Source organism: Pseudomonas muyukensis (assembly GCF_019139535.1).
In the GTDB taxonomy this organism is placed as follows: domain Bacteria; phylum Pseudomonadota; class Gammaproteobacteria; order Pseudomonadales; family Pseudomonadaceae; genus Aquipseudomonas; species Aquipseudomonas muyukensis.
The window spans coordinates 1538900-1561334 of sequence record NZ_CP077073.1; the positions used below are offsets into that span (position 1 = coordinate 1538900).

The 22435-nt window shown below is 62.4% G+C and carries 18 protein-coding genes and 1 pseudogene; 10 read left to right on the forward strand and 9 right to left on the reverse strand.

Translation table 11 applies throughout. The annotated features are described in order from the left end of the window. Positions 1 to 53: 53 nt before the first annotated feature. Together KSS95_RS06970 and KSS95_RS06975 are read right to left on the reverse strand one after the other, a co-directional pair. A complete protein-coding gene (locus KSS95_RS06970; protein WP_217852777.1) occupies positions 54 to 1220 on the reverse strand; it encodes a hypothetical protein in 1167 nt (388 codons plus the stop codon). 1 nt (position 1221) lies between these two features. Next, positions 1222 to 2388 carry a hypothetical protein gene (locus KSS95_RS06975; RefSeq protein WP_217852779.1) on the reverse strand — a complete coding sequence of 389 codons (1167 nt, stop codon included), beginning with the start codon at positions 2386 to 2388 and terminating at the stop codon, positions 1222 to 1224. 1089 nt (positions 2389 to 3477) lie between these two features. Between KSS95_RS06975 and KSS95_RS06980 the strand changes: the two genes are divergently transcribed. Further along, positions 3478 to 3708: a hypothetical protein gene (locus KSS95_RS06980; protein ID WP_217852781.1), complete on the forward strand. Its 231-nt coding sequence runs from the start codon at positions 3478 to 3480 to the stop codon at positions 3706 to 3708. A gap of 161 nt (positions 3709 to 3869) precedes the next feature. Beyond that, positions 3870 to 4838, forward strand: a complete 969-nt coding sequence (locus KSS95_RS06985) for a LysR family transcriptional regulator (RefSeq protein ID WP_217852782.1) — start codon at positions 3870 to 3872, stop codon at positions 4836 to 4838. 19 nt (positions 4839 to 4857) lie between these two features. On the opposite strand, the gene KSS95_RS06990 is transcribed toward KSS95_RS06985, so the two are convergent. Next, positions 4858 to 5319: a Rid family hydrolase gene (locus KSS95_RS06990; RefSeq protein WP_217852784.1), complete on the reverse strand. Its 462-nt coding sequence runs from the start codon at positions 5317 to 5319 to the stop codon at positions 4858 to 4860. Between the two features lie 243 nt (positions 5320 to 5562). On the opposite strand from KSS95_RS06990, the gene KSS95_RS06995 reads away from it, so the two are divergent. From KSS95_RS06995 to KSS95_RS07005, 3 genes are all read left to right on the forward strand, one after another. Next, positions 5563 to 6246, forward strand: coding sequence for a hydrolase (locus tag KSS95_RS06995; protein ID WP_217852786.1), 684 nt, complete (start codon positions 5563 to 5565; stop codon positions 6244 to 6246). Positions 6247 to 6408: 162 nt separating this feature from the next. Continuing rightward, positions 6409 to 6795 (forward strand): helix-turn-helix domain-containing protein, encoded by a 387-nt coding sequence (locus KSS95_RS07000; RefSeq protein ID WP_217852788.1) that lies wholly within the window; start codon positions 6409 to 6411, stop codon positions 6793 to 6795. A 39-nt stretch (positions 6796 to 6834) separates the two neighbouring features. Beyond that, positions 6835 to 7848 carry an alpha/beta hydrolase gene (locus KSS95_RS07005; RefSeq protein WP_217852789.1) on the forward strand — a complete coding sequence of 338 codons (1014 nt, stop codon included), beginning with the start codon at positions 6835 to 6837 and terminating at the stop codon, positions 7846 to 7848. A gap of 247 nt (positions 7849 to 8095) precedes the next feature. On the opposite strand, the gene KSS95_RS07010 is transcribed toward KSS95_RS07005, so the two are convergent. From KSS95_RS07010 to KSS95_RS07025, 4 genes and pseudogenes are all read right to left on the reverse strand, one after another. Further along, on the reverse strand, positions 8096 to 8692 hold the full coding sequence (locus tag KSS95_RS07010; RefSeq protein ID WP_217852791.1) for a transglycosylase SLT domain-containing protein: 597 nt from the start codon (positions 8690 to 8692) through the stop codon (positions 8096 to 8098). A gap of 231 nt (positions 8693 to 8923) precedes the next feature. Next, positions 8924 to 9706, reverse strand: coding sequence for a hypothetical protein (locus KSS95_RS07015; protein WP_217852793.1), 783 nt, complete (start codon positions 9704 to 9706; stop codon positions 8924 to 8926). A gap of 77 nt (positions 9707 to 9783) precedes the next feature. Beyond that, positions 9784 to 10026 carry a hypothetical protein gene (locus KSS95_RS07020; protein WP_217852795.1) on the reverse strand — a complete coding sequence of 81 codons (243 nt, stop codon included), beginning with the start codon at positions 10024 to 10026 and terminating at the stop codon, positions 9784 to 9786. Between the two features lie 11 nt (positions 10027 to 10037). After that, a pseudogene (locus KSS95_RS07025) lies at positions 10038 to 10482 on the reverse strand (hypothetical protein). A gap of 329 nt (positions 10483 to 10811) precedes the next feature. Between KSS95_RS07025 and eprS the strand changes: the two are divergent. Further along, positions 10812 to 13802, forward strand: coding sequence for an autotransporter serine peptidase EprS (eprS, locus tag KSS95_RS07030; RefSeq protein ID WP_217852797.1), 2991 nt, complete (start codon positions 10812 to 10814; stop codon positions 13800 to 13802). A 50-nt stretch (positions 13803 to 13852) separates the two neighbouring features. Further along, a complete protein-coding gene (locus KSS95_RS07035; RefSeq protein WP_437179577.1) occupies positions 13853 to 16945 on the forward strand; it encodes an autotransporter outer membrane beta-barrel domain-containing protein in 3093 nt (1030 codons plus the stop codon). Between the two features lie 61 nt (positions 16946 to 17006). Here KSS95_RS07035 and KSS95_RS07040 read toward each other — a convergent pair whose 3' ends face one another. Continuing rightward, positions 17007 to 17672, reverse strand: coding sequence for a TIGR02466 family protein (locus KSS95_RS07040; RefSeq protein ID WP_217852798.1), 666 nt, complete (start codon positions 17670 to 17672; stop codon positions 17007 to 17009). Positions 17673 to 17958: 286 nt separating this feature from the next. Between KSS95_RS07040 and KSS95_RS07045 the strand changes: the two genes are divergently transcribed. From KSS95_RS07045 to KSS95_RS07055, 3 genes are all read left to right on the forward strand, one after another. Next, complete coding sequence (locus KSS95_RS07045; RefSeq protein WP_217852800.1) at positions 17959 to 18771, forward strand: alpha/beta fold hydrolase; 813 nt, start codon at positions 17959 to 17961, stop codon at positions 18769 to 18771. Next, positions 18764 to 19975, forward strand: coding sequence for a PAS domain-containing sensor histidine kinase (locus KSS95_RS07050; RefSeq protein WP_217852802.1), 1212 nt, complete (start codon positions 18764 to 18766; stop codon positions 19973 to 19975). Before KSS95_RS07045 ends, KSS95_RS07050 begins: the two co-directional genes overlap by 8 nt. 311 nt (positions 19976 to 20286) lie before the next feature. After that, positions 20287 to 20793, forward strand: coding sequence for a hypothetical protein (locus tag KSS95_RS07055; protein ID WP_217852804.1), 507 nt, complete (start codon positions 20287 to 20289; stop codon positions 20791 to 20793). A 64-nt stretch (positions 20794 to 20857) separates the two neighbouring features. Here the strand turns inward: KSS95_RS07055 and KSS95_RS07060 are convergent, their stop codons facing one another. Continuing rightward, entirely contained in the window at positions 20858 to 22345 is a 1488-nt protein-coding gene (locus tag KSS95_RS07060; RefSeq protein ID WP_217852806.1) for a methylenetetrahydrofolate reductase C-terminal domain-containing protein, read from the reverse strand. Positions 22346 to 22435 lie beyond the last annotated feature (90 nt).

Genomic DNA, 22435 nt, shown 5'->3' on the forward strand with positions numbered 1-22435 from the left:
AAGCTGATGGGGCCTGGAGGCCCGGCGAGCCTCCAGCGAATAGATGTTTGAGTTCAAGCGGGGGGGCTAAAGTAGTCGCCTGAATGTTTGAAATTTAATGCTAGTTTATGGATGATTCGTTCAACTGGATCGCATACGGACTCGATGTCGGCTCGGTCAATTGTGCCGTTACCGAAACCGTGAAAAATCAAGTTTCTAATCAGGTAGTATCCCGTTTTTTCGCTATCTTTTTTCCCGGCTTTAGCTAGTACCGCTTCGCAAGCTCTTTCCACGTCCGCTACAAGGTCTCGATGACTGGCTGACAAAAAGTCAAAAATCCGCTTGATTCGATAAGACTCTGCGCTCTTTCTTCCTAAGTCACCTACTAGATCTTTTGTTTTCCAGGCGTCGCTTGCGAACACAGGGGTGTTTACTACCTTTAGAAAGTCTTGCACTACCCCTGTAAATACATGATGCATTAATATTTCAAAAAATTGGTACTGCAAGAAGAAGCGAACAATCGGATCGCAATCAGTTGCGTCAGCAGGTAGAACGTGGGAGACAAGGAATTGGAAACAGTTATCTCTCAATTCTTGGGGTACACCCGAAACGTAAATATCCTGTTCTTTTACAAACGAATCAGTGTTTTTTCGAGGCTTGAGTGTGCCTATGTCATGCGGGAAGATTTTTGCTTCAGCCAAGCTTATTTTGAATTCGCTAACTAGCGACTTGGCTTCTTCTGAATCCTCGGAAAGGCGATCACTTCCGTAAATTACAACAATTATCTCGTCTTCGTAAAACTCTTCTAGGTCATAAGTTTCCCCCCAGGAAACGGTGATTCCCTGCTTTTGACCAATAGTTCCTCTTGTTAAATTGAAAATCGCACCTAACGCATAGCCAGAAATAACTTCTTTTTCAGTTTGGGTTATGGTTTTTCCAATCGAAAGGGTTGGTAGTGGGAATATGTAGCCGACAGCTTTTTGGGAGGAGTTCTCACTAGTCTTATACTTTATTCTGGAGAAGTCTCCGTCCTGCCAGTCATTGCTTTTGCATACGTCAAGTATATAATTGTACTGCCAGGCTAAATTGATGTCAGCGCTGTAGGTGGGGATGCGTATATATATATATTCGCCATCCGCACCTTTGAGTTCTAAGAGTGATGTCGACTCATTTCCTTCGGGTTTCTGTACGTTCCCCGTAGGCAAAAGCTCGAACTCTTCGTCATCATGCCAAACTTTCATATTAGAAAAGCTGCGTGCGCGTCTTGTGGAGCGCACCCTCAATGCTGGTTTTCAGGTCCTTGAATGAATCACCTTCAGAGTTTAGAAGTTCCCTGAAGTAAAATTGGAAGAACATTCGCTGTGCATTACCAATTTTCTTGGTGTTTTTTGAGATCCAGTCAAGTGCTGAATTTAATTCAATCAAGAATTCTTGTGGTTCACAATCGAAATACAAATCATCGCAGATTTGTTGAATGTCTTCGAGGTTCTCAAGAACTTCCCTGTCTTTCAACTTGCCAATTGCTGCGCCGAAGCCAGCGAAAACCTGCGTTTTTTTAAAGCATTGTTTGGAGTCTTTGCCCCAAAGTGATTTTCCTTGAAGGTCATCCTTGGTGATTGATGTGCCGTTCACTAGCTCGATGACTTTGACAATAAACTTGTGAAGTGCGTTTACATATTCTTTGAAAAGGTCTCGGTTGTTGTTTTCGTGAGATAGCTTTTCTAAGCTGCGAATGTTCTCGAGCAGATCAGTTCGTTCCAGAGGTTGCTCATTTCGCTCCAGATATGAATTAAAGCCTTCGATTACATCTTTGAAATTATATTCGTTAGGTTGAGTCGCATGTTCGCTATCGACTTCTCTGACGAATTTCAGCCCTTCCACTCCGGTATTATGATACTCCCAATACAACATTTCTATTTGCTGGCGCAAAGACATGGGTGTCTGTCCACTATTAAGAGTTAGCATTCTATACAAAATGCCAATCTTGTTTAGGCCCATGTATACTTCTACTCTAATAGGAGTGTCTCTTACGGCTGCTAAATCTTTTGGGGAAGTGTCGGCTATTACATCCTTAAAAGAATGTGTCCTCTGAAGTCCGTCAAGAATTAGTAAGTCCCCTTGGCGCTTAAGGATGGCAGTAATTATATCTTCGTCTTTTTTAGGTGTTGGCCTGCCGTTGTCCGCTACGTCATAGCTGAGTGCTAAGACGATGGGTGGGATAACACAGCCTTTACGAATATCATCACGTAACAACGAATAGACTGTTTTTGAGGATGTTACTCGTTTGCGCTGGAAGGGGTTCTTGTCCATAGCCTCGCTAATGAGATCTAGATACTCGCCCAGCGTAGTTTGTATTAGCACATTTTCAGAATTGATTCGTTGGTCGAAAATTCTAGATTTGACTTCCATTTCTTATCCTTTGCATTTAGGTGTAATTTTGCGAAATATATCATAGCGCCATCATTATTTCCACTGCTTCTGTTTGTGCTGACTTTTTATATTTTGCAGACTGTAACTTTGGCGGGGTGCATTTGTGATTGTATTTTTTTATAGTTAATGTCAGGCGACGCTCTTGCGTTTCTATCTGGTGTCAAAAAGGCGTGTAATACAATGCGATATAGGTATTTATAAGGGTAGTTTTAGGGGTAGATTTTTTCCAATTATCTAGCGAACCTATTAGAAAACAACCGCATGCTGGGTTTGTCGACTCCTGTCTCCGCACCAGCACCCAGAAGTCACCGCAGTCCTTGCAGTGCGGGCGTTTTGTTTCTAGCTATCTCAACAGGCCTCATCACTGACCAGATGTAGCTAACCTGCACGCGTCTGCTATGACGTGGCTGCTGTACGCAGAAGACCATCTGGTCTGCCGGGTTATCTTTTCCTCGGTTCGCCAATCTGCGTACAGCTGCCACCCTCACCACTCCGAACGTAATTTATATCGAGTGCGTTTTCACCATGGCAGCAGTACGTGGGACACCTCCGGTGTGCCGGTCCCTTTCGTCCCGGTCGGCCAACCCACGTACTGTTGCCACCCAGATCCTTCATGCAAGCCATTTCCTACGTTTCCCATCGCCATTTCCTATCCCCAAGAACCTTGCACTAGAAGCCCCCAAGGAATAAATTCCCTACCAGTCGCGGCAAATTCCGCGACCGGGTTTGGCGACCCGGATAAACTTGGCGCAGCAGCGCCCCACACGATTGCAGGCGCTTTTTTTGCGTCCGCAGCCTCGTGCCATGGCGGCTGTGCGCGGGAGACCTTCGGGTTTGCCGGGTTCCAAGTTCCCGGTTCGCCAACCTGCGTACAGCTGCCACCCATTGTTTGGCGACAATGCGTGGTGGTTCCAACCTAACTTGGAGTCTCATGCATGACCATCACACGTCTGTACAGGATCCTCGCATCCGCTCTCCGCCGCCCAACCCCCGCGGCCACCCCATCCCCCACCTTCTACCCAATCGACAGCCAGTCCCTCGCCGAACGCGCCAACCGGGAGGTGCCCCATGCCTGACCATGAACGCCTGTCCACCCTCCAGAGCTACGTCTGGACCCTCGAACTGCTCGGCGAGGCACTGGTCCAGCACGACGAGGTGCTGGAGTGCGAGCACAACCCGCAACTGAGCTTCCGCAACACAGCGGGCATCCACCAGGCGATCCGGATCATCAGCCGGTTGGCCAGCGAGCAGTTCGGCAAGCTGGAGGCGATGAAAGAGGTGTGTGTTTCTGAAGACTGATGCCGCGCATCATCGGGGCCGCTGTGCGGCCCTATTGCGTGGCGTGCCCTGATCGAGCGCCACTTGCACCGCCCAGTTCTCAACCAATCGCCAGAACAATATGGCTGCTTCACCCACCCCCATCTCGTATCATCAGCGCCTTCGCATCCGGAACGAACTGTGTGAAATCGCCAACTGGAAAAGCGCCAACTGCCGCTGATGGGCCGAAGTGGGACGTCGCCGAGGCGGTCAATCAGCTCTCGTGGGACGACTTGCGCATCATCAAGACGCTCAGTGATTGCGGCAACCGTGCGGCGACGGCCAAGAAGCTTGGCATCAATGTCTCCACCGTTTCGCGCCGGGTGGCCCAGGTCGAGCGAACCCTCGGCATCGCGCTGTTCGACCACCGCAAGTCAGGCTACCTGCTCACCGCCGAGGGCGCGGAATTGCGAGCACTCGCCGAGCGCGTGGAGCTGGATATCGTCAGCGTCACGCGGCGTGTTTCACGTTCAGGCCAAGGCCCGCTGGGGAAACTTCGCATTACCACCAGCGACTCGCTGCTGCTGTACTTCTTCACCCCCATCATCGCGGACTTCAAGGCCCTGAACGAGGGGATCAGCCTCGAGGTGCTGGTGGGCAATGAAACCCTCAGCCTCGCCCGGGACGAGTCGGATATCGCCATTCGGGCGACGAGAAAACCTGCGGAAAGCCTGGTGGGCCGTAAGCTGGCGAACATTGCCTGGGCGCCTTACTGCAGCGCCAAGCAGATGACTGGCGAGCCCTTGTTCGAAGAGGGGCAGGCATGGGTGTCCTACTCGGCAGCGCTCAGCGGGTTGAGGGCGACACGCTATGTCGAAAGCCGGGTCGCCGCGGAGCGCATTGCCTACCGCACCGATTCCGTTGCAGCCGCAAGCGTTGCTATCGCGGCGGGCCTGGGGTTTGGATTTTTGCCCTGCATGCTGGGCGACATCACCCCGGGGTTGGTACGCGCAGGCCCGGTGGTGCCAGAGCTTCAGGACGAGTTGTGGCTGCTGACGCACCAGGACATTCGCAAGTCGTGGCGCGTCAAAGCATTCATGACCTTCTGCGCCGCTGCCGTGGCCAGTCAAAAGCCCTTGGTCGAGGGGCAGTCGGTACTCCCGGTCGCCTGATCGCAACCGGGAGTGCAGCTTAGATGTCCCGGGCGCCAATCACGGCCTTGCAGGCGATCTCGATCAATTGCGGGCGCTGGGCAAGCCTCGACACCCCAATGATATTGCTCGCGCACTGCGGCCGCTCAGTGCCGTAGGCCGCCTTGCGCACTTTGCCGACCACCGCGAAGGCAGCGTCCATATCCAGTACATAGAGCGTTTCCTCGACAACGTCTTGCAGCGTCGCGCCATACAAGGCGAGCAGCTTTGAGATGTTGTCGTAGGCGACCTGCATCTGCTCGCCCATCGACGAGAAATCACTGGGCTTGCCGTCGGCGTTCAGTGGCGCCGGGGCTACCAGGTTGCCGGCCTCGTCATGGTTGAACTGGCCTGATACGTAGATCTCGTTGCCTACCCGCCGTGCCTGCGGATAGCCATACGCCTCCTCCCAGGCAACGCCCCAGTAGGCGGTCTGCTTGTTGAACGGTTGTGAAGCTGCCATTGCATTCTCCTGCACATGACGGACCGGCTTAGTCCGAATGGAAGGGCGAATGCTAGCAGCGCGGCTGCGTATTCAATGGCGCAAAAATGAGCCGGCAGGGGCGCAAAAGTGCGCCACCGGCAGGCGCTTTGTTTCGTTATCTTTTGCTCGTCCTCAAGCAACGACGCTGAGGCGAGCACTCGTGGCGACGGTAATGCCTGCAACGGGGGCGATCGAACTTCATCACATTGAAAGGAAACAACAATGAGCAATCCTAAGACTGAAGTCCTGACCCCGTTCAACAGCCAACTGATCTTCATCGACCAGCAGCCGCAGATGGCCTTCGGCGTGCAGAGCATCGACCGGCAAACACTGAAGAACAACACCGTTGGCCTGGCCAAGGCCGCGAAGATTTTCAATATCCCCACCACCTTCACCACGGTCGAGACGCAAAGCTTCTCGGGCCACACCTACCCCGAGCTGCTCGCGGTGTTCCCCGACGCGCCGCTGCTGGAGCGCACCTCGATGAACTCCTGGGATGACCAGAAGGTGCGCGACGCACTCAAGCGCAATGGCCGCAACAAGATCATCGTCTCCGGCTTGTGGACCGAGGTCTGCAACGCCACCTTCGCCCTGTCGGCAATGAACGATGCCGGCTATGAAATCTACATGGTCGCCGACGCCTCCGGCGGCACCACCAAGGAAGCCCACGATTACGCCATGCAGCGCATGATCCAGGCCGGCGTGGTACCGGTGACCTGGCAGCAGGTGTTGCTGGAATGGCAGCGGGACTGGAAGAACCGCGACACCTACGACGCCGTGATGGCGCTGGTCAAGGAACATTCCGGCGCCTATGGCATGGGCGTCGACTACGCCTACACCATGGTGCACAAGGCGCCTGAGCGCGTTCAGCATGGCCCCACCTTGGCACCTGTCGCTGCTGCCTGAGCCATCGCCAGCCCCTGCCCTGGGGCTGTTCACTGACGTGCGAAGGGTGCGCAGTGGGCTGATCCGAATCAACGAGCCTGGCCTGGAACCTCTGCGGTCTCCAGCGGCCAGCGCTGCTCGGGTCAGGCGCGCGCATCCTGCTACCTGGATTGATGGGTGTGTATGAACAAGGACAACTCCACCGTGCTGGCGACGCTCACCCTGGCTTCGACAGGGCAGCTCAAATCCTGGCAGTTGAGAACGGCCACACAGCTGATGCTGGACAGGCTGGATACCTGCCTATCGGTGACTGAAATCGCCAAGGCGTGTGCATTGTCGCGCAGTCACTTCTCACGCATGTTCAAGGAAAGTACCCGGATGTCCCCGCAACAATGGTTGCGTGAACAGCGGGTGATGAAGAGCAGGGAGCTATTGAAGACGTCCACGATGTTGCTCGCAGAGATCGCCCTGGAATGCGGCTTCTGCGATCAATCGCACTTCTGCCGCACCTTCGTGAAGGCTGAAGGCATGACACCGAAGGCTTGGCAGCAACAAGTTGTCTGCACTTGACCCTCTGACTACCGCCTCAACAGAAACAGGGGAAATGAATTGAACGTTTTGACCAAAACACTCGCGGGCTCGCTGCTTGCCTTGTCGATCGGTAACGCATTCGCCGGCGCTGGCGTCGAGCACAGCACCCAGGCATTCCTCGATGCCTTGAACGCGGGCGGGGGCACACCCATCGAGCAGCTTTCGCCGAAGGACGCCCGCGCGGTGCTGGCCGGCGCTCAGGCCGGGGTGAAACTGACACTGCCCAAGGCGGATGTCAGCGAAAAGACCATCAGCGTCGATGGCCAGGCCATCCGCTTGACCATCGTGCGCCCGGCGGGGGTGAAGGGGACCTTGCCGGTGTTCATGTACTTCCACGGCGGCGGCTGGGTGCTCGGCGACTTCCCGACCCATGAGCGCCTGGTGCGCGACCTGGTCGTCGGGTCTGGGGCGGTGGCGGTGTTCGTCAACTACACCCCGTCCCCAGAGGCGCACTACCCGACGGCGATCAACCAGGCCTACGCGGCCACCCGATGGGTGGCCGAGCACGGCAAGGACATCGATGTCGACGGCAAGCGCCTGGCGGTAGCGGGCAACAGTGTCGGCGGCAACATGGCGGCGGTGGTCAGCCTGATGGCCAAGGACAAAGGCACCCCGGCCATCAAGTACCAGGTGCTGCTGTGGCCGGTGACCGACGCCAACTTCGAGACCGCGTCGTACAACCAGTACGCCGAGGGGCACTTCCTCACCCGCAACATGATGAAGTGGTTCTGGGACAACTACACCACCGACCCCAAGCAACGTGCCGAGATCTACGCCTCGCCGCTGCGCGCGACCACCGAGCAGTTGCAAGGCTTGCCGCCAGCGCTGGTGCAGACGGCGAGTGCCGATGTACTGCGTGATGAAGGCGAAGCCTACGCTCGCAAGCTGGACCAAGCCGGCGTGCCAGTCACGGCGGTGCGCTACAACGGCATGATCCATGACTACGGCTTGCTGAACGTGGTCAGCCAGGTGCCGGCGGTGCGCGCTGCAATGCTGCAGGCAGGCGAGGCGCTGAAAGTGCATTTGCAGTGAGCCCACCCAAGCCCGCAGGTGGATGCCCTGAAAGGGCGATCAATGCGGGCAGCGATAAAACTGCCATTCAGTTAGCGCTTCATCGCACTTATTGGGGGCTGCTTTGCAGCCCTTCGCGGGTAAACCCGCTCCTACACGTACAGCGTTCGATTCAGCGTTTGCGCAATCCTGTTGGAGCGGGTTTACCCGCAGAGCGATAACGGACTGGCAGCCGGCTTTTGGGTCGACAACCTATCGCCAGGCGGCCCTACCAGAACCACCCACCCCGCGCGAGCTCCTGCTCGCAACTGCGGTACTGCGCACCGAACACCGAGGCCCGGGCCTGGACCTTCTGCGAAACGTTCTTCAGCCACGGCTTGGCGTCGTAGCTGCGGTTGCGGTAGCCGCCCCAGCCTTCGTGGTAATTCAGGTACTGGCCATAGGCGTCCCATTTGGACGTGCCATTGACCTGCTGGCTCTTCTGCATATACCAGCCCATGAAGTCGAGGGCGTCGGCGAAGTCGTCGCGGGCGGCGCCCCAGCCGCCGGCTTCACGCTTGTAGTCGGCCCAGGTCTCGTCCTTGGCCTGGGCATAGCCGTAGGCGGTGCTCACCCGGCCCCAGGGGATGAAACCGAGGAAGTAGTAACGCGGCGGCAGGGCATCGTGCTTGAACGAGGACTCCTGGTACATCATCGCCATCGGCACCTGCACCGGGGCGCCCCAGCGCGCCTGCATCTTCAGCGCCGCCTCGTGCCACTTTGGCTTCTCGCGGAAGATCTCGCAGAGGTTTTCGGGGTTGGCGGGCGGCTTGGTGGCGCAGCCGGCAAGGGCCAGGAGCAGGGCTGGCAGCAAGGGCCGAAGCATGACGGGGAGTTCCTTTTGCGAACGTCGGGGGCGCTGGCGCTTTATACCGTCTTTTCAGGTGCAGATGAATCAGCGGCTGCGGCGCAGTGCGATTGTGGTCAGGTGATTTTCTGAGCTGTGGGCTTGGGCGATTGCAGGTCACAAAGCGGGTTCACAACTTCGGATGCCCGGGGCCGCTTTGCGGCCCTTTCGCGACACAAGGCCGCTCCTACAGGGGGCGATGCAAGGGGGTCAGCGGGTGCTCGCTTGCTCGATCAGTAATTGCCAGTTGCGGGCTTCCTGCCAGTCGGCGGCGAAGGGCAGTTGCAGCCAGTACGGGTGCTGGCCGGCGCTTTGCAACTGAACGTGCAGGGTAAAGCTGCGCACGGTGTTGTGGGTGGTGGTCGAGGTGGAGCGGGACTTGCCGCCGCCGATCATGCCGAAATGGTTGCTGAACGCGTAGACGTTGCGCCAGCCGTGCTTGGTGGTGGTCTTGGTGGTGCTGCTGGTGACGGCCTGCTCGTCCACGCGCACCTGCTTGACCACCTGCGGCGCGTCCATCAGGGCGTGGCGCTCGCCGACTTCCGGGGCCAGCACATACAGCACGCGGCTGTCGGGGAACACCGCCAGCATGCGTCCGCCGCGGCAGACCCAGCGATACGGCCCCAGGGCCTGGCTGGCCAGAAACGCCTTGCCTTGCTCCATGCGCGTCGCATCGAGGGTGCGCCAGGCCTTGTCCAGCGCGCGTTGGCGGGGGTACCACAGCACCGCCACCGGGTAATACAGCAGCCACAGCAGGCACCAGAGCAACACCGCATAGATCGGCCCGCCGATGTAATGGCCCTGCCACATCCACTTGAGCATCAGGTAGCCGCAGTAGGCCGTCTGGAGGCCCATGAAGGCCAGGGTGACCTGGCGCCTGCGCTGGTGCAGGCGGGCTTCGGCCTGCTGCACCTGGTCAAGGGCTTGGCTGAGCGCGGCTGGGGTGGCGGTGAGGGTGGTATCGGGGGTGGCAACGGCGTGTTGAAGGGGCATGGGGCATCCTGCACGTGAAGACAACGCGCCACTCTGGGCGCGGCGGGGCGGCAGTATACCTTGGCTAAACCCTGGTTTTACCCCTGTGAATGGAATCGCCGGCGCCTCAGGAACAAGCCCACGCCCAGCGCCGTGGCAAAGACCGACAGCAGGCCCAGGTCCAGCACGAACAACCGGGTTTGGCTGAGCACCAGGCAACCGATCACACCGGCCAGCATCAGCGCCACGCCAAGCCACTTGCGCAATGGGTAGGGCTTGAGCAAGCGATCCAGCAGGGCATACAGCACCAAGGCCAGCAGCGCATAAATCAACTCGGTCACAGGCAGTGTCCTCAGGGCTTGATGATCAGGGTCGAGGTGGTGTGCTGCGGGCCAATCCCGCCGTTGACCTGCGCCTCGATACTGACCAGCACGTCGCCGGCATGGTAGGTGGGCAGGATGTCATTGGCATAGGCGCGCACCCCCTGCGCCCACCGGCACCCCCACATAGGAGGCGGCCAGGTTGGCGACCTTGGTGCGCTGGGCATTGAGGGTGTCGCCCTGCTGGCGGGTCAGCGGCTTGGAGATGCCGACTTTCATCACGCAGGGCAAGCCTTTGGCCAACATCTTGTCGTACACCTCGACGACCTTGCTGTTGACCTCGTAGTGGGCGTTTCTCGCTTCGCCGAAATGCAGCTCGCGCAGGCGCCCGCGCTCGCTGTCGGTCAGGGTGATCTGCGAGACGTTGAAGACGATCCCGTGATTGCCCATGTATTGGAAAGTCCCTTCGAACTTCATCTGCACGCATCCTTACGAGGCAAATGGCGATTTTCCATGACGCACGGTAGGCCGGCAAATGGTGGCATCTGGCTATTCCGTTGTCTGGCCGATTTATCTTCTGGGGGCTGCGCATACCGACGGGCGCGACTTCACCCCAAAGCGATATTTTTGCCGCTGGATCGCGAAAAAATATGTCTATCCCTTTCGCCTGACGCCGAAGTACCCTGCGCGGTGGCGGGCGACCGTCCCTTGCTCGATGGCCCGCCAATGTGTGGCCGGGCAAGGCCGTGACAACAGGTCGAACAGGAACGCTCGGCCCAACAACAAAAACAAGAGAAGTCATCGACATGGATGTGAGATGTAATCGGCTCAAGACGCTGACGGCCACCCTGTGCCTGGCGTTCACCCCCGCATTGCCGCTGGCGGCTGCGGCGGCCTATCAAGAAACCGGCCGTGCCGGCGACCCTGCCAGCTGGCGCTCGGCCGAATACCAGCAGGACTGGGGCCTGGAGCGCATGCAGGCCAGCCAGGCCTATGCCGCCGGCATCACCGGTGCGGGGGTCAGTATCGGCGCCCTGGACTCTGGGTTCGATGCCGCCCATCCCGAGGCCAGCCCCGGGCGCTTCCATCCTGTCACCGCCACTGGCCAGTACCTGGACGGCACGCCGTTTACTGTGTCTGGGGTGCTCAATGGCGCCAATGACAGCCATGGCACCCATGTCACCGGCACCATGGGCGCGGCGCGCGATGGCGTGGGCATGCATGGCGTGGCCTTCGAGGCCCAGGTGTATGTCGGCAACACCAACAAGAACGACAAGTTCCTGTTCGGCACCGACCCGGATCCGCGCTACTTCAAGGCGGCCTACGACGCCCTGGTGGATGCCGGCGCGCGGGCGATCAACAACAGCTGGGGCAGCCAGCCCAAGGATGTCAGCTACCAGAGCCTCGAGGGCCTGCGCGCGGCCTACGCCCAGCATTACCAGCAAAACACCTGGCTCGACGCCGCCGGCGATGTGGCGCGCCGGGGCGTGATCAATGTGTTCAGCGCCGGCAACAGTGGCTATGCCAATGCCAGCGTGCGCTCGGCGCTGCCGTACTTCCAGCCGGAGCTGGAAGGCCATTGGCTGGCGGTGTCGGGCCTGGACAAGAACAACCAGCAAAAATACAACCAGTGCGGCATCGCCAAGTACTGGTGCCTGGCTACCCCTGGCGCGGCAATCACCAGTACCGTGCCCGGTGGCGGCTACGCCACCTACAACGGCACCTCGATGGCCTCGCCCCATGCCACCGGGGCCTTGGCCCTGGTCATGCAGCGTTATCCCTACCTGAACAACCAGCAGGCCCTGGAGGTGCTGCTGACCACCGCGCGCCAGCTCGATGGCGCGCCCACCCAGGGGCCCAGCGAGCGGGTGGGCTGGGGCGTTCCGGACCTGGGCCGGGCATTGCACGGCCCGGGGCAGTTGCTGGGCGAATTCAACGTCAACCTGGGGCGCGGGCAGGGCGATAGCTGGAGCAACGGCATCTCCGACCAGGCCCTGGCGCAGCGCCAGGCCGAGGACGCCGCCGAGCGTCAGGCCTGGCAGCAGACCCTCAAGGCGCGTGGCTGGGAGCAGGGCCTGGGCGCGGAGGCCAGCCAGCAGGATCGCAGCGACTATGCCCTGGGCATGGCCCGCGACGCGGCGGCCGCGCAGCGGGTCTACCAGGGCAGCCTGGTCAAGGCCGGGGCCGGCTGGCTGGAGCTGAGCGGCGACAGCAGCTACCGCGGCCCGACCCGGGTCGACGGCGGCTTGCTGGTGGTCAACGGCAGCCTGCAATCGGCGGTGACGGTCAACGCCGCGGGTACCCTGGGTGGCAGCGGCCGGGTGGCGGCGCTGACCGCCAGCGCCGGCGGCGTGGTGGCCCCGGGCAATTCCATCGGCACCCTGAATGTCGCCGGCAACCTGGACTTGCAGCCGGGCTCGACCTACCGGGTGGAGCTCTCGCCCACGGCCAGCGACCGCCTGCTGGTGGGCGGCCAGGCCCGTGTCGCTGGCGCCAACCTGAGCCTGGTTGCCGAGGCGCGCCCGAACCTGTTGGCCGCAGGCCCGGTCGCCAGCCTGGTGGGGCGCCAGTTCGACATCCTGCAGGCGGCGGGTGGCGTCGATGGCCGCTTCGCCCAGGTGCAGTCCGGCTACCTGTTCCTCGGCACCATGCTCGATTACTCGGCCAACGGCGTGCAACTGGGCCTGGCCCGCAGCGCCGCGACCTTCGACAGTGTCGGCGCCACGGCCAACCAGCGCGCCAGCGGCGGCGCGGTGGAGCGGCTGGGGCCGGGCAACCCGGTGTACGAAAGCCTGCTGCTGTCGACCTCGCTGGACCAGGCCCGGGACGGCCTGCGGCAGTTGGCCGGGGAGATCTACCCGGCGCTGGACTCGATGCTGCTCAGCCAGGGCGCGGTGCTGCGCGAGGCCTTGGGCGAGCGTGTGCAAGCGGATGCCTTGCAAGCCAACACAACATCGAGCGAGACGGGGGCGTCGCAGCTCTGGCTCAAGGGCCTGGGCAGCTGGGGGCGCATCGAGGGCGTGCAGGGCACCGAGTCCTACACCAGTTCCCTCGGCGGCCTGCTGCTGGGCCTGGACCGTGACCTCGACGCGCAAACCCGCGCCGGCCTGGCTGCCGGCTACAGCGACAGCTCCCTGGGCATGGGCGCCAGCCACTCGCGGGCAACGGTCGACAGCTACCACCTGGGCGGCTATGTGCGCCACGACATCGACCAACTGCGCCTGAGCCTGGGCGGCAGCTACAGCTGGCACCGCGCCGAGGTGCGCCGCGACCTGGCCTACGCCGAGGTCTCCGGCCGCCAGCGCGCGCGGGTCGATGCGCGCAGCCAGCAGTTGTTCGCCGAGGCGGCCTATCGCCTGGCGTTACCGGCGGTGCAGTTGGAGCCCTTCGCCAACCTGACCTACCAGCACCTGCAGCGCGACGGCTTCCATGAAAAGGGCGACGCCGCGGCGCTGCATGCCGGCGATGAGCAGCGCGATGCCTGGCTCAGCACCTTGGGCCTGCGTGGCCGCCAGCAATGGCAGCTGGGCCCGCAGCAAGACCTGCAACTGGCGGCCAGCCTGGGCTGGCAACACCGCCTGAGCGGCACCCAGGACAGCGAGCACCTGGCCTTCGCCGGCAGCGACCAGGCGTTTCGGGTGCACACCGCGCCGGCCCTGCGCGATGCCGCGCTGGTGGGGCTGCAGGCACGCCTGGGCTTGGCCCGCGACCTGGACCTGAGCCTGGACTATCAGGGGCGCCTGGCCAGCCGTGAACAACAACATGGCGCAGGGCTGAGCCTGCAATGGCGCTTCTGACGCGTCGCGCGCCTGGCAAGACGGAGTTTGACCAACGCAGTTTTCCATCCATGCAGCTAAGGAAGGTTGTAGTGAAGCAAATCAGAAAGGATGACGGTGCACGTGGGCAGGGCGGGGCGCTGGCCCCACTGGGGTGGGCGTTGCTGGGCTCGGCGGCGTTGCTGGGCACGGCCCAGGCGGCGCCCTATGTCGAGAGCGGGCGCCTGGGTGATGCCAGCAGCTGGCGCAGCAGCGAGTTCAAGGCCGACTGGGGGCTGGGGGCAATCAACGCCGACAGCGCCTATGCCGCTGGCTACAGCGGCAAGGGCGTGAAGCTGGGGATCTTCGACCAGCCGGTCTACGCCCCGCACCCCGAGTTCGCCGGCAAGGACAAGATCGTCACCTTGGTCACCAGCGGCATCCGCCAGTACACCGACCCCTACATCCCGGTGAAGGCCGGCGATGCGTTCCGCTATGACGGCAGCCCGTCGGTGGGCTCCGATGGCAAGCTCGGCTCCCATGGCACCCACGTCGGCGGCATCGCCGCCGGCAACCGTGATGGCGTCGAGATGCACGGCGTGGCCTACGCCGCGCAGATCATCAGCGCCGACAACGGCGACCCCGGCCCCGAGGACGGCATCGTCCTGGGCAACGACGGCGCGGTGTACAAGGCCGGCTGGGACAGCCTGGTGAACAGTGGCGCGCGGATCATCAACAACAGCTGGGGCATCGGTATCACCGATCGCTTCGCCAAGGGCGGGCGCAATCCGGACTTCCCGCATTTCACCCTGGACGATGCCCGGGCGCAGTTCGCGCAGATCCAGCCGCTGCTGGGCACCTTGCCCGGCGGTGCCTATGACGGCGCCATCGCCGCGGCCCGCAGCGGGGTGCTGACCATTTTCGCTGCCGGCAACGACTACAACCTGAACAACCCCGATGCGATTGCCGGGCTGGGCTATTTCGTTCCTGAGATCACGCCCAACTGGATGACCGTGGCGGCGTTGCAGCAAAACCCCGACACCAGCAGCGCCAACCCTTACGTCATCAGCACCTTCTCGTCCCGTTGCGGCTATACCGCAAGCTTCTGCGTCTCGGCCCCCGGCACGCGCATCTACAGCGCGGTGATTGGCGGCACCAGCCTGGCCGACCTGACCCAGGGCTACGCCAACAAGAACGGCACCTCCATGGCCGCGCCCCATGCCGCGGGCGCGGCGGCGGTGCTGATGGAGCGCTTCCCGTACATGAGCGGCGCGCAGATCGCCAGCGTGCTGCGCACCACCGCCACCGACATGGGCGCGCCGGGCATCGACAGCTTGTACGGCTGGGGCATGATCAACCTGGACAAGGGGATTCGTGGCCCGGGGATGTTGGTCACCGAGCAGGATATTCCCGAGGAGTTTCGCATCGCCGGCGGCTACGGCCCGAGCCAGTTCGTGGCTGACTTGCCCGGTATCGGCGCGCAGGTGGACGCCGGCAGGCCGACGCAGCGCCAGTGCAATGGCCTGAGCTGCGGCTGGGACCTGTGGAGCAACGACATTTCCGGCCATGGCGGCCTGACCAAGCAGGGCATCGGCACCCTGGTGCTCAGCGGCAACAACACCTACTCCGGCCCGACCCTGGTCAACCAGGGGCGACTGGCGGTCAATGGTTCGCTGCAATCGACGGTGACGGTCAACGACGGCGGCGTGCTCGGCGGCAATGGCCGGATCGGCGCGCTGGTGGTCAGCCGTGGCGGCGTGGTGGCGCCAGGCAACTCGATCGGCACCTTGCGCGTCAGCAACGACGTGACCTTCCAGCCGGGCTCGACCTATGCCGTGGAGGTGGCGGCTGCCGGCAGCGACCGCCTGGTCAGCGATGGTCAGGTGGCCGTGGGCGGTGCCAACCTGGCCCTGGACCTGCAGAACCCTGGGGTTTCGCTGCAATCACAGCAGGCCACCAGCCTGGTGGGGCGGCAGTTCGACATCCTCAGTGCCGCGGGCGGCGTGCAGGGCAGTTTCGCCGCCGTGCAGGCCAACTCGTTGTTCCTTGGCGGTGGCTTGGCCTACAGCGGCAACGGGGTGCAACTGGCGGTGCAGCGTAACGCCACGTCCTTCGCCAGTGTCGGCTTGACCGCCAACCAGCGTTCGGTGGCCGCGGCAGCCGATCGCCTGGGCGCGGGCAACCCGGTCTACGAGAGCCTGCTGCTCTCGGCTGATGTCGCCAGCGCCCAGCAGGCATTCGACCAGTTGTCCGGGGAAATCCACCCGGCGGTGGCCAACCTGCTGCTCAACGACAGCCGCCAGGTGCGCGATGCCGTGACCGAGCGCACCCGCCAGCAGCGCCTGGACGGCCAGGACAACGGCCTGTGGATCAAGGCCCTGGGCGCCTGGGGCAAGGCCGAGGGTGACTCCGGCCGGGCGCGCTACAGCAGCTCCATTGGCGGCATGCTGCTGGGCATCGACGGGCAGATGAGCGAGGACACCCGCGTCGGCGTCTTCACCGGCTACAGCGACAGTTCGTTGAGCATGGGCGATGGTCGGCACTCCTCGGCCAGCGTCGACAGCTACCACCTGGGCGCCTATGCCGGCAAGGAGCTGGAGCAGATGCGCTTGAGCGCGGGCGTCAGCCACAGCTGGCACCGCATCGAGACCAAGCGCGAGCTGCACTACAACGAGGTTGCCGACCGCCAGAAGAGCAAGCGCGATGCGCAGAGCACCCAGGTGTTCGGCGAGGCGGCGTGGAAGCTCGACCTGCCGAGCGTGGCGCTGGAGCCGTTCGCCAACCTGGCCTATGTGCACATCGCCAGCGACAGCTTCACCGAGCACGGCGGCGCCGCCGCGCTCAAGGGCGGCGAGGATAACCGCGATGCCTGGCTCTCGACCCTGGGCATGCGCGCCGGCAAGCAGCTGCAATTGTCCAGCGGCCAGGCGGTGGAGCTGTCCGCCACCCTGGGCTGGCAGCACAACCTGAGCGCCACCGGGGCCGACCAGCACCTGGCCTTTGCCGGGCAGGGCGACACCTACAAGGTCCAGGCGCTGTCGCTGGACCGAGATGCCGCGGTGGTCGGCGCACGGGCGGGCATCGCCCTGAGCCGCGAGGCGCGGGTCAACCTCGACTACAACGGGCTGCTGGGCAGCCGCGACAAGAGCCACGGGGTCGGCCTGACCCTGGATTGGGCGTTCTGAGGCAGCGCTGACGGTGGCAGCTCAACCCTGCGGACCTGGCAACGGGTTCGTGGGGTGCTGCTCACAGGCCAAAGTTGAAGGCGATGGAGATGCGTGGCCGGTGGCCTTCGAAGCGCCGCACCGCATGCATCAGCCAGGACGGAAACATCACCAATGTGCCGCTGCTCGCCGCGCAAGTGCTGCTGAACCCTGCCGCCAGGCAATCTTCCACGCGCATACGCAGCGCTGGGTTGTAGGTGGAGGCGACCATGCCGCGAGGGTCGATGAACTCCAGATCACCGCCCACGGCGGGGTCATCCTCGCGCCCGCCCGCGTCGACCCAGTACACGCCAGACCAGAATGCCCCCGGGTGGCCATGCAGCGCGTTGCTGTCGCCGCGCCGGTTGACGTTGGCCCAGGCATTGAGGGTCCAGGCGAAACCGGGCTCGATCAGCCCGTGCTGCTCGCTGTGGACGGCGGTCAATTGGCTGGCGAAGGCGGTGGCGAAACGCACCAGGGCATCGCAGGCGGCGCCGCCCCAGTGGGCGAAGTCGCTGGTCGATTGCCAGCCGCCCTGGTTGCTGTGCCGGGTGCCCTTGGGGTCGGCCGCCATGCGCTCGAGAACCAGCGCTTTGAGCTCGGCATTGAGCCGGCCAGGGTCGGGGTACTGGATGCTGGCCAGTGGGGTTGCGAACAGGCGGCGGATGTTGATGTGCTCGGGGGCTGGCAGGGGGCTGCTCGGCTGCATGATGTCTCCAGGTGGCGCGCGGCGAACGGGAGCGGCACCCTAGCAATGCTGCTAGCCAGCCAACTTCATGAACATTGCTAAGGATTGTTAAAAAGTTTCAACGGCGTTGCCGGCGCCTTGCCCACCGTTGAGGCTGCGCTGGCGCGTCTGCCAGGCGGGCGATAGGCTGCAAAATTCGTACTGTTGGCAACGCTTTCGCGTATGGTGTCCACCAGATGACACGTGAGGCGCTGCATGGACCGCTCGGCACTGCTCAGCACAACGTTGCACGATCTTGGGATAGGTAATGACCCTGCAAAAGCGTAACAACGTGCACGTGGCTGGCCGTGGCAGCGCCACCTTGATCCTGTCCCACGGCTTCGGTTGCGATCAGTCGATGTGGAAGTTCCTGCTGCCTCATCTGCTCACGCGTTTTCGGGTGGTGACCTACGACCTGGTGGGCGCTGGCCAGTCAGATTCCGCTGCCTATGAGCGCGACAAGTATGCGTCGCTCTGGGGCTATGCCGCGGACCTCAACGAGCTTGTCGATACTTACGCCCAGGGCCCGGTCATCGTGGTGGGGCACTCGGTGAGCGCCATGATCGGCGCCCTGGCGGCGCGTCAGCGGCCAGGGCGCATCGCCGGCCTGGTGATGATCGGCGGGTCGCCCTGCTACATCGACTCAGGGGACTACACCGGTGGTTTTTCCCGGGATGAAATCCACGCCCTGCTCGCCACTATCGATGACAACTACCTCGGCTGGTCCAGCACCATGGCCCCGGTGCTGATGGGCGCGCCTGGGCAACCGGCGCTGCAAGTGGAACTGACCAGCAGCTTTTGCCGCACCGATGCGCAGATTGCCCGGCATTTCGCCCGGGTCATCTTCCTTGGCGACCACCGCGCCGATATCGAAGGCCTGCCGCTGCCGACGCTGATCGTGCAGTGCTCGGGCGACCCGGTGGTGCCGGTTGCCGTGGGCGAGTACCTGCACCGGGTGCTGCCCGAAAGCCAGTACCGGCTGCTCGACAACCTGGGCCATTACCCGCAGTTGAGCGCCCCGGACGCCTGCTCGGCAGCCATGGATGCATTCTTCGCCCAGCAGGGGTTTGGCCATGGATGACAGCGCCGGGCTTTGTTGCGAGTCGTTCTTTGAGCACGCGCCCTGTGGGCTGGTGGTCATGGCCGTGGATGGCCGCCTGCTGCGCTGCAACCAGACGTTCAGCCACTGGCTGGGTTACGACAGCGCCGCCCTGCATGCGCGCAGTTTCGATCAGTTGCTGACAGCCGCAGGGCGGGTGTTCCAGCGCACGCACTGGGGCCCGTTGCTTAACCAGCAGGGCTCGGTGTCGGAGGTGAAGCTCGAGTTGCGCCATCGCCAGGGGCATGTGCTGGCCCTGCTGCTCAATGGGGTGCGCCGGGAAACGGCCGAAGGTGTGCGCTACCACCTGGCGCTGGTCGGCACCACGGCGCGTGATCGCAACGAGCGGGCGGTGTTCGTGGCCATGCAGCGCGCCGAAGAGCTGCTGGCGCAGAAAATCAGTGCGCAGGCCGCCCTGCAACGGGCCCAGGCCGAGCTCGCCAGCGCTTATGAAAATGCCCAGCGCCGCGCCGTGTTGGCCGAGCAGATGGTCGCGGTGGCCAGCCACGACCTGAAGAACCCGATGACGGCGATCAAGATGGCCAGCCAGCTGCTCGAGCGCGATGCCCAGAGCGAGCGCGCGCGGCGCTTGCTGCAGAGCATCGGCAGCTCGGCCGAGCGGGCCCAGCGCATGATCGTCGACCTGCTGGATTTTGCTTCGGTCAGGCTGGGCCAGGGTATCCGTGTTCGGCGCGAACAGGTCGACCTGCGCCAGGCGCTGGACCAGTGCGTGAGCGAGCTCAGGGTGGCGTTCGCCGCGGCCACCATCCGCCATTTGTCGCGGGGCCACGGCACCTGCGAGCTGGACCAGGACCGCTTGCAGCAGATGATTGGCAACCTGGTGGCCAACGGCGTGGCCTATGGCGACCTAAGGTACCCGATCACGCTCACCAGCGACCTGTCGGAGCAAGGTACAACCTTGAGCGTGCACAACCACGGCCCGGTCATCGCCCAAGGGCTGATCCCGAGCTTGTTCGAGCCGATGACCCGGGGCAGCGAACAGCAGGACCCGCTGCGCTCGGTAGGGCTTGGGTTGTTCATCGTCAAGCAGATCGTCCAAGCCCATGGCGGCAGTATCGGCGTGCACTCGAGCGCTACCTGCGGCACCACCTTCACGATTCGCTTGCCGGCCAGACAGGTTTCGCCTGCCGCTGACGGGCAGGAAACGCCATTGGCTTCCACGTGATGGGCTGGCGAGCGCCGAATAAGTTTTATGGTTTATAAGTTTGCGCTAATTTCAAAGTGAGTAGTAGTTGCAAGTAGTTATGGGCGGCGTGGTAATGCCAAGTGACAGGCTTATTAAGTTGCTCGGCAAGGACGGCTGCGTTCGCAATAATAGTGTTCGAGGTAATAGCCAATTATGTTGTTGGGCTTTGTTGACAGGGCGCGGGGGCTAAACAAAACTGCTAAGCGCGCACCCCGGTTGGGCTGCGCGATAGGGTGAAACTTTCAGGTAAAGTTTCAATGCATACGACATAGGGAATAAGGAAATTAAAAATGTCTTCATCAGCTGCGCTCAAGGATAAAGTACAAAGAGACCAACAACCGCCGAAACCCTTCAATATTTTCAATAGCAATCAAATCCTGATTACCTTGGAATTACCCGCTGCGCTGCAGATCAATCAGAACCGCCAGGAACTCTTCGCCACGGCGCCGATCTTGCACAACAAAACCCCGTTCGATATTACCGGGGCGGAGTTCTCGATCTTCCTCAACGATGTGATTGACCCTTCGAGCAATGTCATTGCCAACGTCCGTTGGTGGGCCCCCACCACTTACACGGGCGAGCAGACAATGACCTTCGTCTGTGAAAAGGTCGCAAGCGGCGGTTCGGTGACGTGCACGCCGAAATCCCCTGAATTCACCAACGTGCGTTGGAATGCCACGGTGTCGAGTGGGCACGCCACCGAAGTGTTCAGCAATAGCGTCAAGCTGGTTTCACTGACCTACTCGCCAGGGGACTCGAAAACCCCTGCCCCGGGCCCGATCATCCAAGTCGGCTGACTGATCGCCCACGGCGGCGCCCTGTGCCAGGGCGCTGTCGCTTGCAAGGCCCAGCACCTGCCCGTCAGTCATTGAACTCGGGCGCGGTGCCGGGGGCCTGGGTGGCATGAGTGGCCGTTGCCGCCTCGAACCATAGCGGCCACGAACTGCGCTGGCGCTGTTCCACCTGCACGCAGGGGATCAATCGCTCGCTCAGTACGGCGGTACTGCCCACGCTGACCGCCAGCCGATACTTGGCACTGTGCACGCACTCCCGGTCGCCGAACTCGCAACGGTCCAGGCGTGTGCCGCCGCAGGGCCCGTTCGCCAGGCCCTTGGGGCAGGTCTCGGGGCAGATGTAGAGGGTGTCCTGCAGCCGGCAGCTGCCACAGGTGTCACAGCCCACCAGCGGGCGCTTGAGGCGCCGCTCCAGTTGGTGCAGCCACTGCGCCGCCGTGGGGTTGGCCCACAGCGGTCGGGTCACCGCCCAGCCGAAGGCCTTGCTCAAGGCCGTGGTGCGGCTGAACAGCTGGTGGTGCATCGCCCCGAGCAGTTGGTAGCGGGCCTTTTCCTTGTACGAGGCGCTGACCTGCCGTTGTCCAGGGTGCCAGCTGTGTCCTGGGGGATTGAACGTGACCGGGGCCACGCCAGGTTCCTGCCAGGCGGCCTGCCACGCCGGTGTCCACGCCTGCAGCGAGGTGAACTGCGGCTGCAAGTGCGCGATGGCCTGCTCCAGTGCATCGAACTGCGCCACTTCATGGATGCCGGACAAGTGCACGCCGGCATAGCCCATCAACTTCAGGCCGATCACCTGCAAGGCCAGGCGATGGTTGGCGCGTGCCTTGGCGTAGGCCTTGGACACCGCCGTTTCGGCGGCCAGCAGCGCCCGCATCGACGGCGTGACGGTCACCCCGGCAACGTGATCGAGCATCCCGGCGCGACCTTCGCTCAGGGCCATGATGCAGGCCATCAGCGGCTTGGGCCGGGGTTGGCGCTGCATCCAGTCGAAGGCTTCCCGGTGTTTGTCGATATCGAAACCCAGCTGCAGGATGAACAGGTCGGCGCCGGCGGCGAGTTTCTTTTCGGCCTTGCAGTACTGCGCGCCGCCTTCGGCCTCCTGGTACTTGAACGGATTCAGTGCGGCGGCCAGCAGCCAGTGCGGGCGGGCCTGGCGGACAATCTGCAAGGCCGCGACCGATTCCAGGTAGCGCACCGGGCGTTGGCCGGGGATGTGGCCGGGCAGGCGGTCGCCGCTGAGCAGCAGCACCTGGTCGAGGCCGGCGGCGTCCATGCGCTGCAACTGGGCGAGCAGGTCGCGGCGTTCGCGGTCCTTGCCGGAGAAGTGCAGCAGGGCGGGAACGGGCTGGGCGAGGCTGGCGAAGGCGTCCAGCGGCGACATGTCCAGGGCGCTGCCGACGCGGTCGCCGATGGCCACGGTCAGCGGCCAGCCGCACAGTTGGGTGCGGGCCATGAGGGTGTCGAGGGTGGCGAAACGCTCGGCGCTGGGCTTGGGCACGAACTCCAGGATGCAGGCGAAGGCGTTGGCGTCCAGGGTGGTTTTCAGCAGGCTCATGGGGGCTGGCTACCGGGTTGGGGCAGGGTGGCAGTGTGCACCAGCGGGTGGGGCGGGGCATGTCTGATTGCGCGGAGTACTGTGCTGGTT

Excerpts from the sequence above, each read along its gene's own strand:
- KSS95_RS07000 (WP_217852788.1), top strand. The coding sequence starts at position 6,409 with ATGAACAAGGACAACTCCACCGTGCTGGCGACGCTCACCCTGGCTTCG.
- KSS95_RS07060 (WP_217852806.1), bottom strand. The coding sequence starts at position 22,345 with ATGAGCCTGCTGAAAACCACCCTGGACGCCAACGCCTTCGCCTGCATC.
- eprS (WP_217852797.1), top strand. The coding sequence starts at position 10,812 with ATGGATGTGAGATGTAATCGGCTCAAGACGCTGACGGCCACCCTGTGC.
- KSS95_RS07015 (WP_217852793.1), bottom strand. The coding sequence starts at position 9,706 with ATGCCCCTTCAACACGCCGTTGCCACCCCCGATACCACCCTCACCGCC.
- KSS95_RS07045 (WP_217852800.1), top strand. The coding sequence starts at position 17,959 with ATGACCCTGCAAAAGCGTAACAACGTGCACGTGGCTGGCCGTGGCAGC.
- KSS95_RS07055 (WP_217852804.1), top strand. The coding sequence starts at position 20,287 with ATGTCTTCATCAGCTGCGCTCAAGGATAAAGTACAAAGAGACCAACAA.
- KSS95_RS06970 (WP_217852777.1), bottom strand. The coding sequence starts at position 1,220 with ATGAAAGTTTGGCATGATGACGAAGAGTTCGAGCTTTTGCCTACGGGG.
- KSS95_RS07040 (WP_217852798.1), bottom strand. The coding sequence starts at position 17,672 with ATGCAGCCGAGCAGCCCCCTGCCAGCCCCCGAGCACATCAACATCCGC.
- KSS95_RS07050 (WP_217852802.1), top strand. The coding sequence starts at position 18,764 with ATGGATGACAGCGCCGGGCTTTGTTGCGAGTCGTTCTTTGAGCACGCG.
- KSS95_RS07035 (WP_437179577.1), top strand. The coding sequence starts at position 13,853 with ATGCAGCTAAGGAAGGTTGTAGTGAAGCAAATCAGAAAGGATGACGGT.
- KSS95_RS07010 (WP_217852791.1), bottom strand. The coding sequence starts at position 8,692 with ATGCTTCGGCCCTTGCTGCCAGCCCTGCTCCTGGCCCTTGCCGGCTGC.
- KSS95_RS06990 (WP_217852784.1), bottom strand. The coding sequence starts at position 5,319 with ATGGCAGCTTCACAACCGTTCAACAAGCAGACCGCCTACTGGGGCGTT.
- KSS95_RS06975 (WP_217852779.1), bottom strand. The coding sequence starts at position 2,388 with ATGGAAGTCAAATCTAGAATTTTCGACCAACGAATCAATTCTGAAAAT.
- KSS95_RS06980 (WP_217852781.1), top strand. The coding sequence starts at position 3,478 with ATGCCTGACCATGAACGCCTGTCCACCCTCCAGAGCTACGTCTGGACC.
- KSS95_RS06995 (WP_217852786.1), top strand. The coding sequence starts at position 5,563 with ATGAGCAATCCTAAGACTGAAGTCCTGACCCCGTTCAACAGCCAACTG.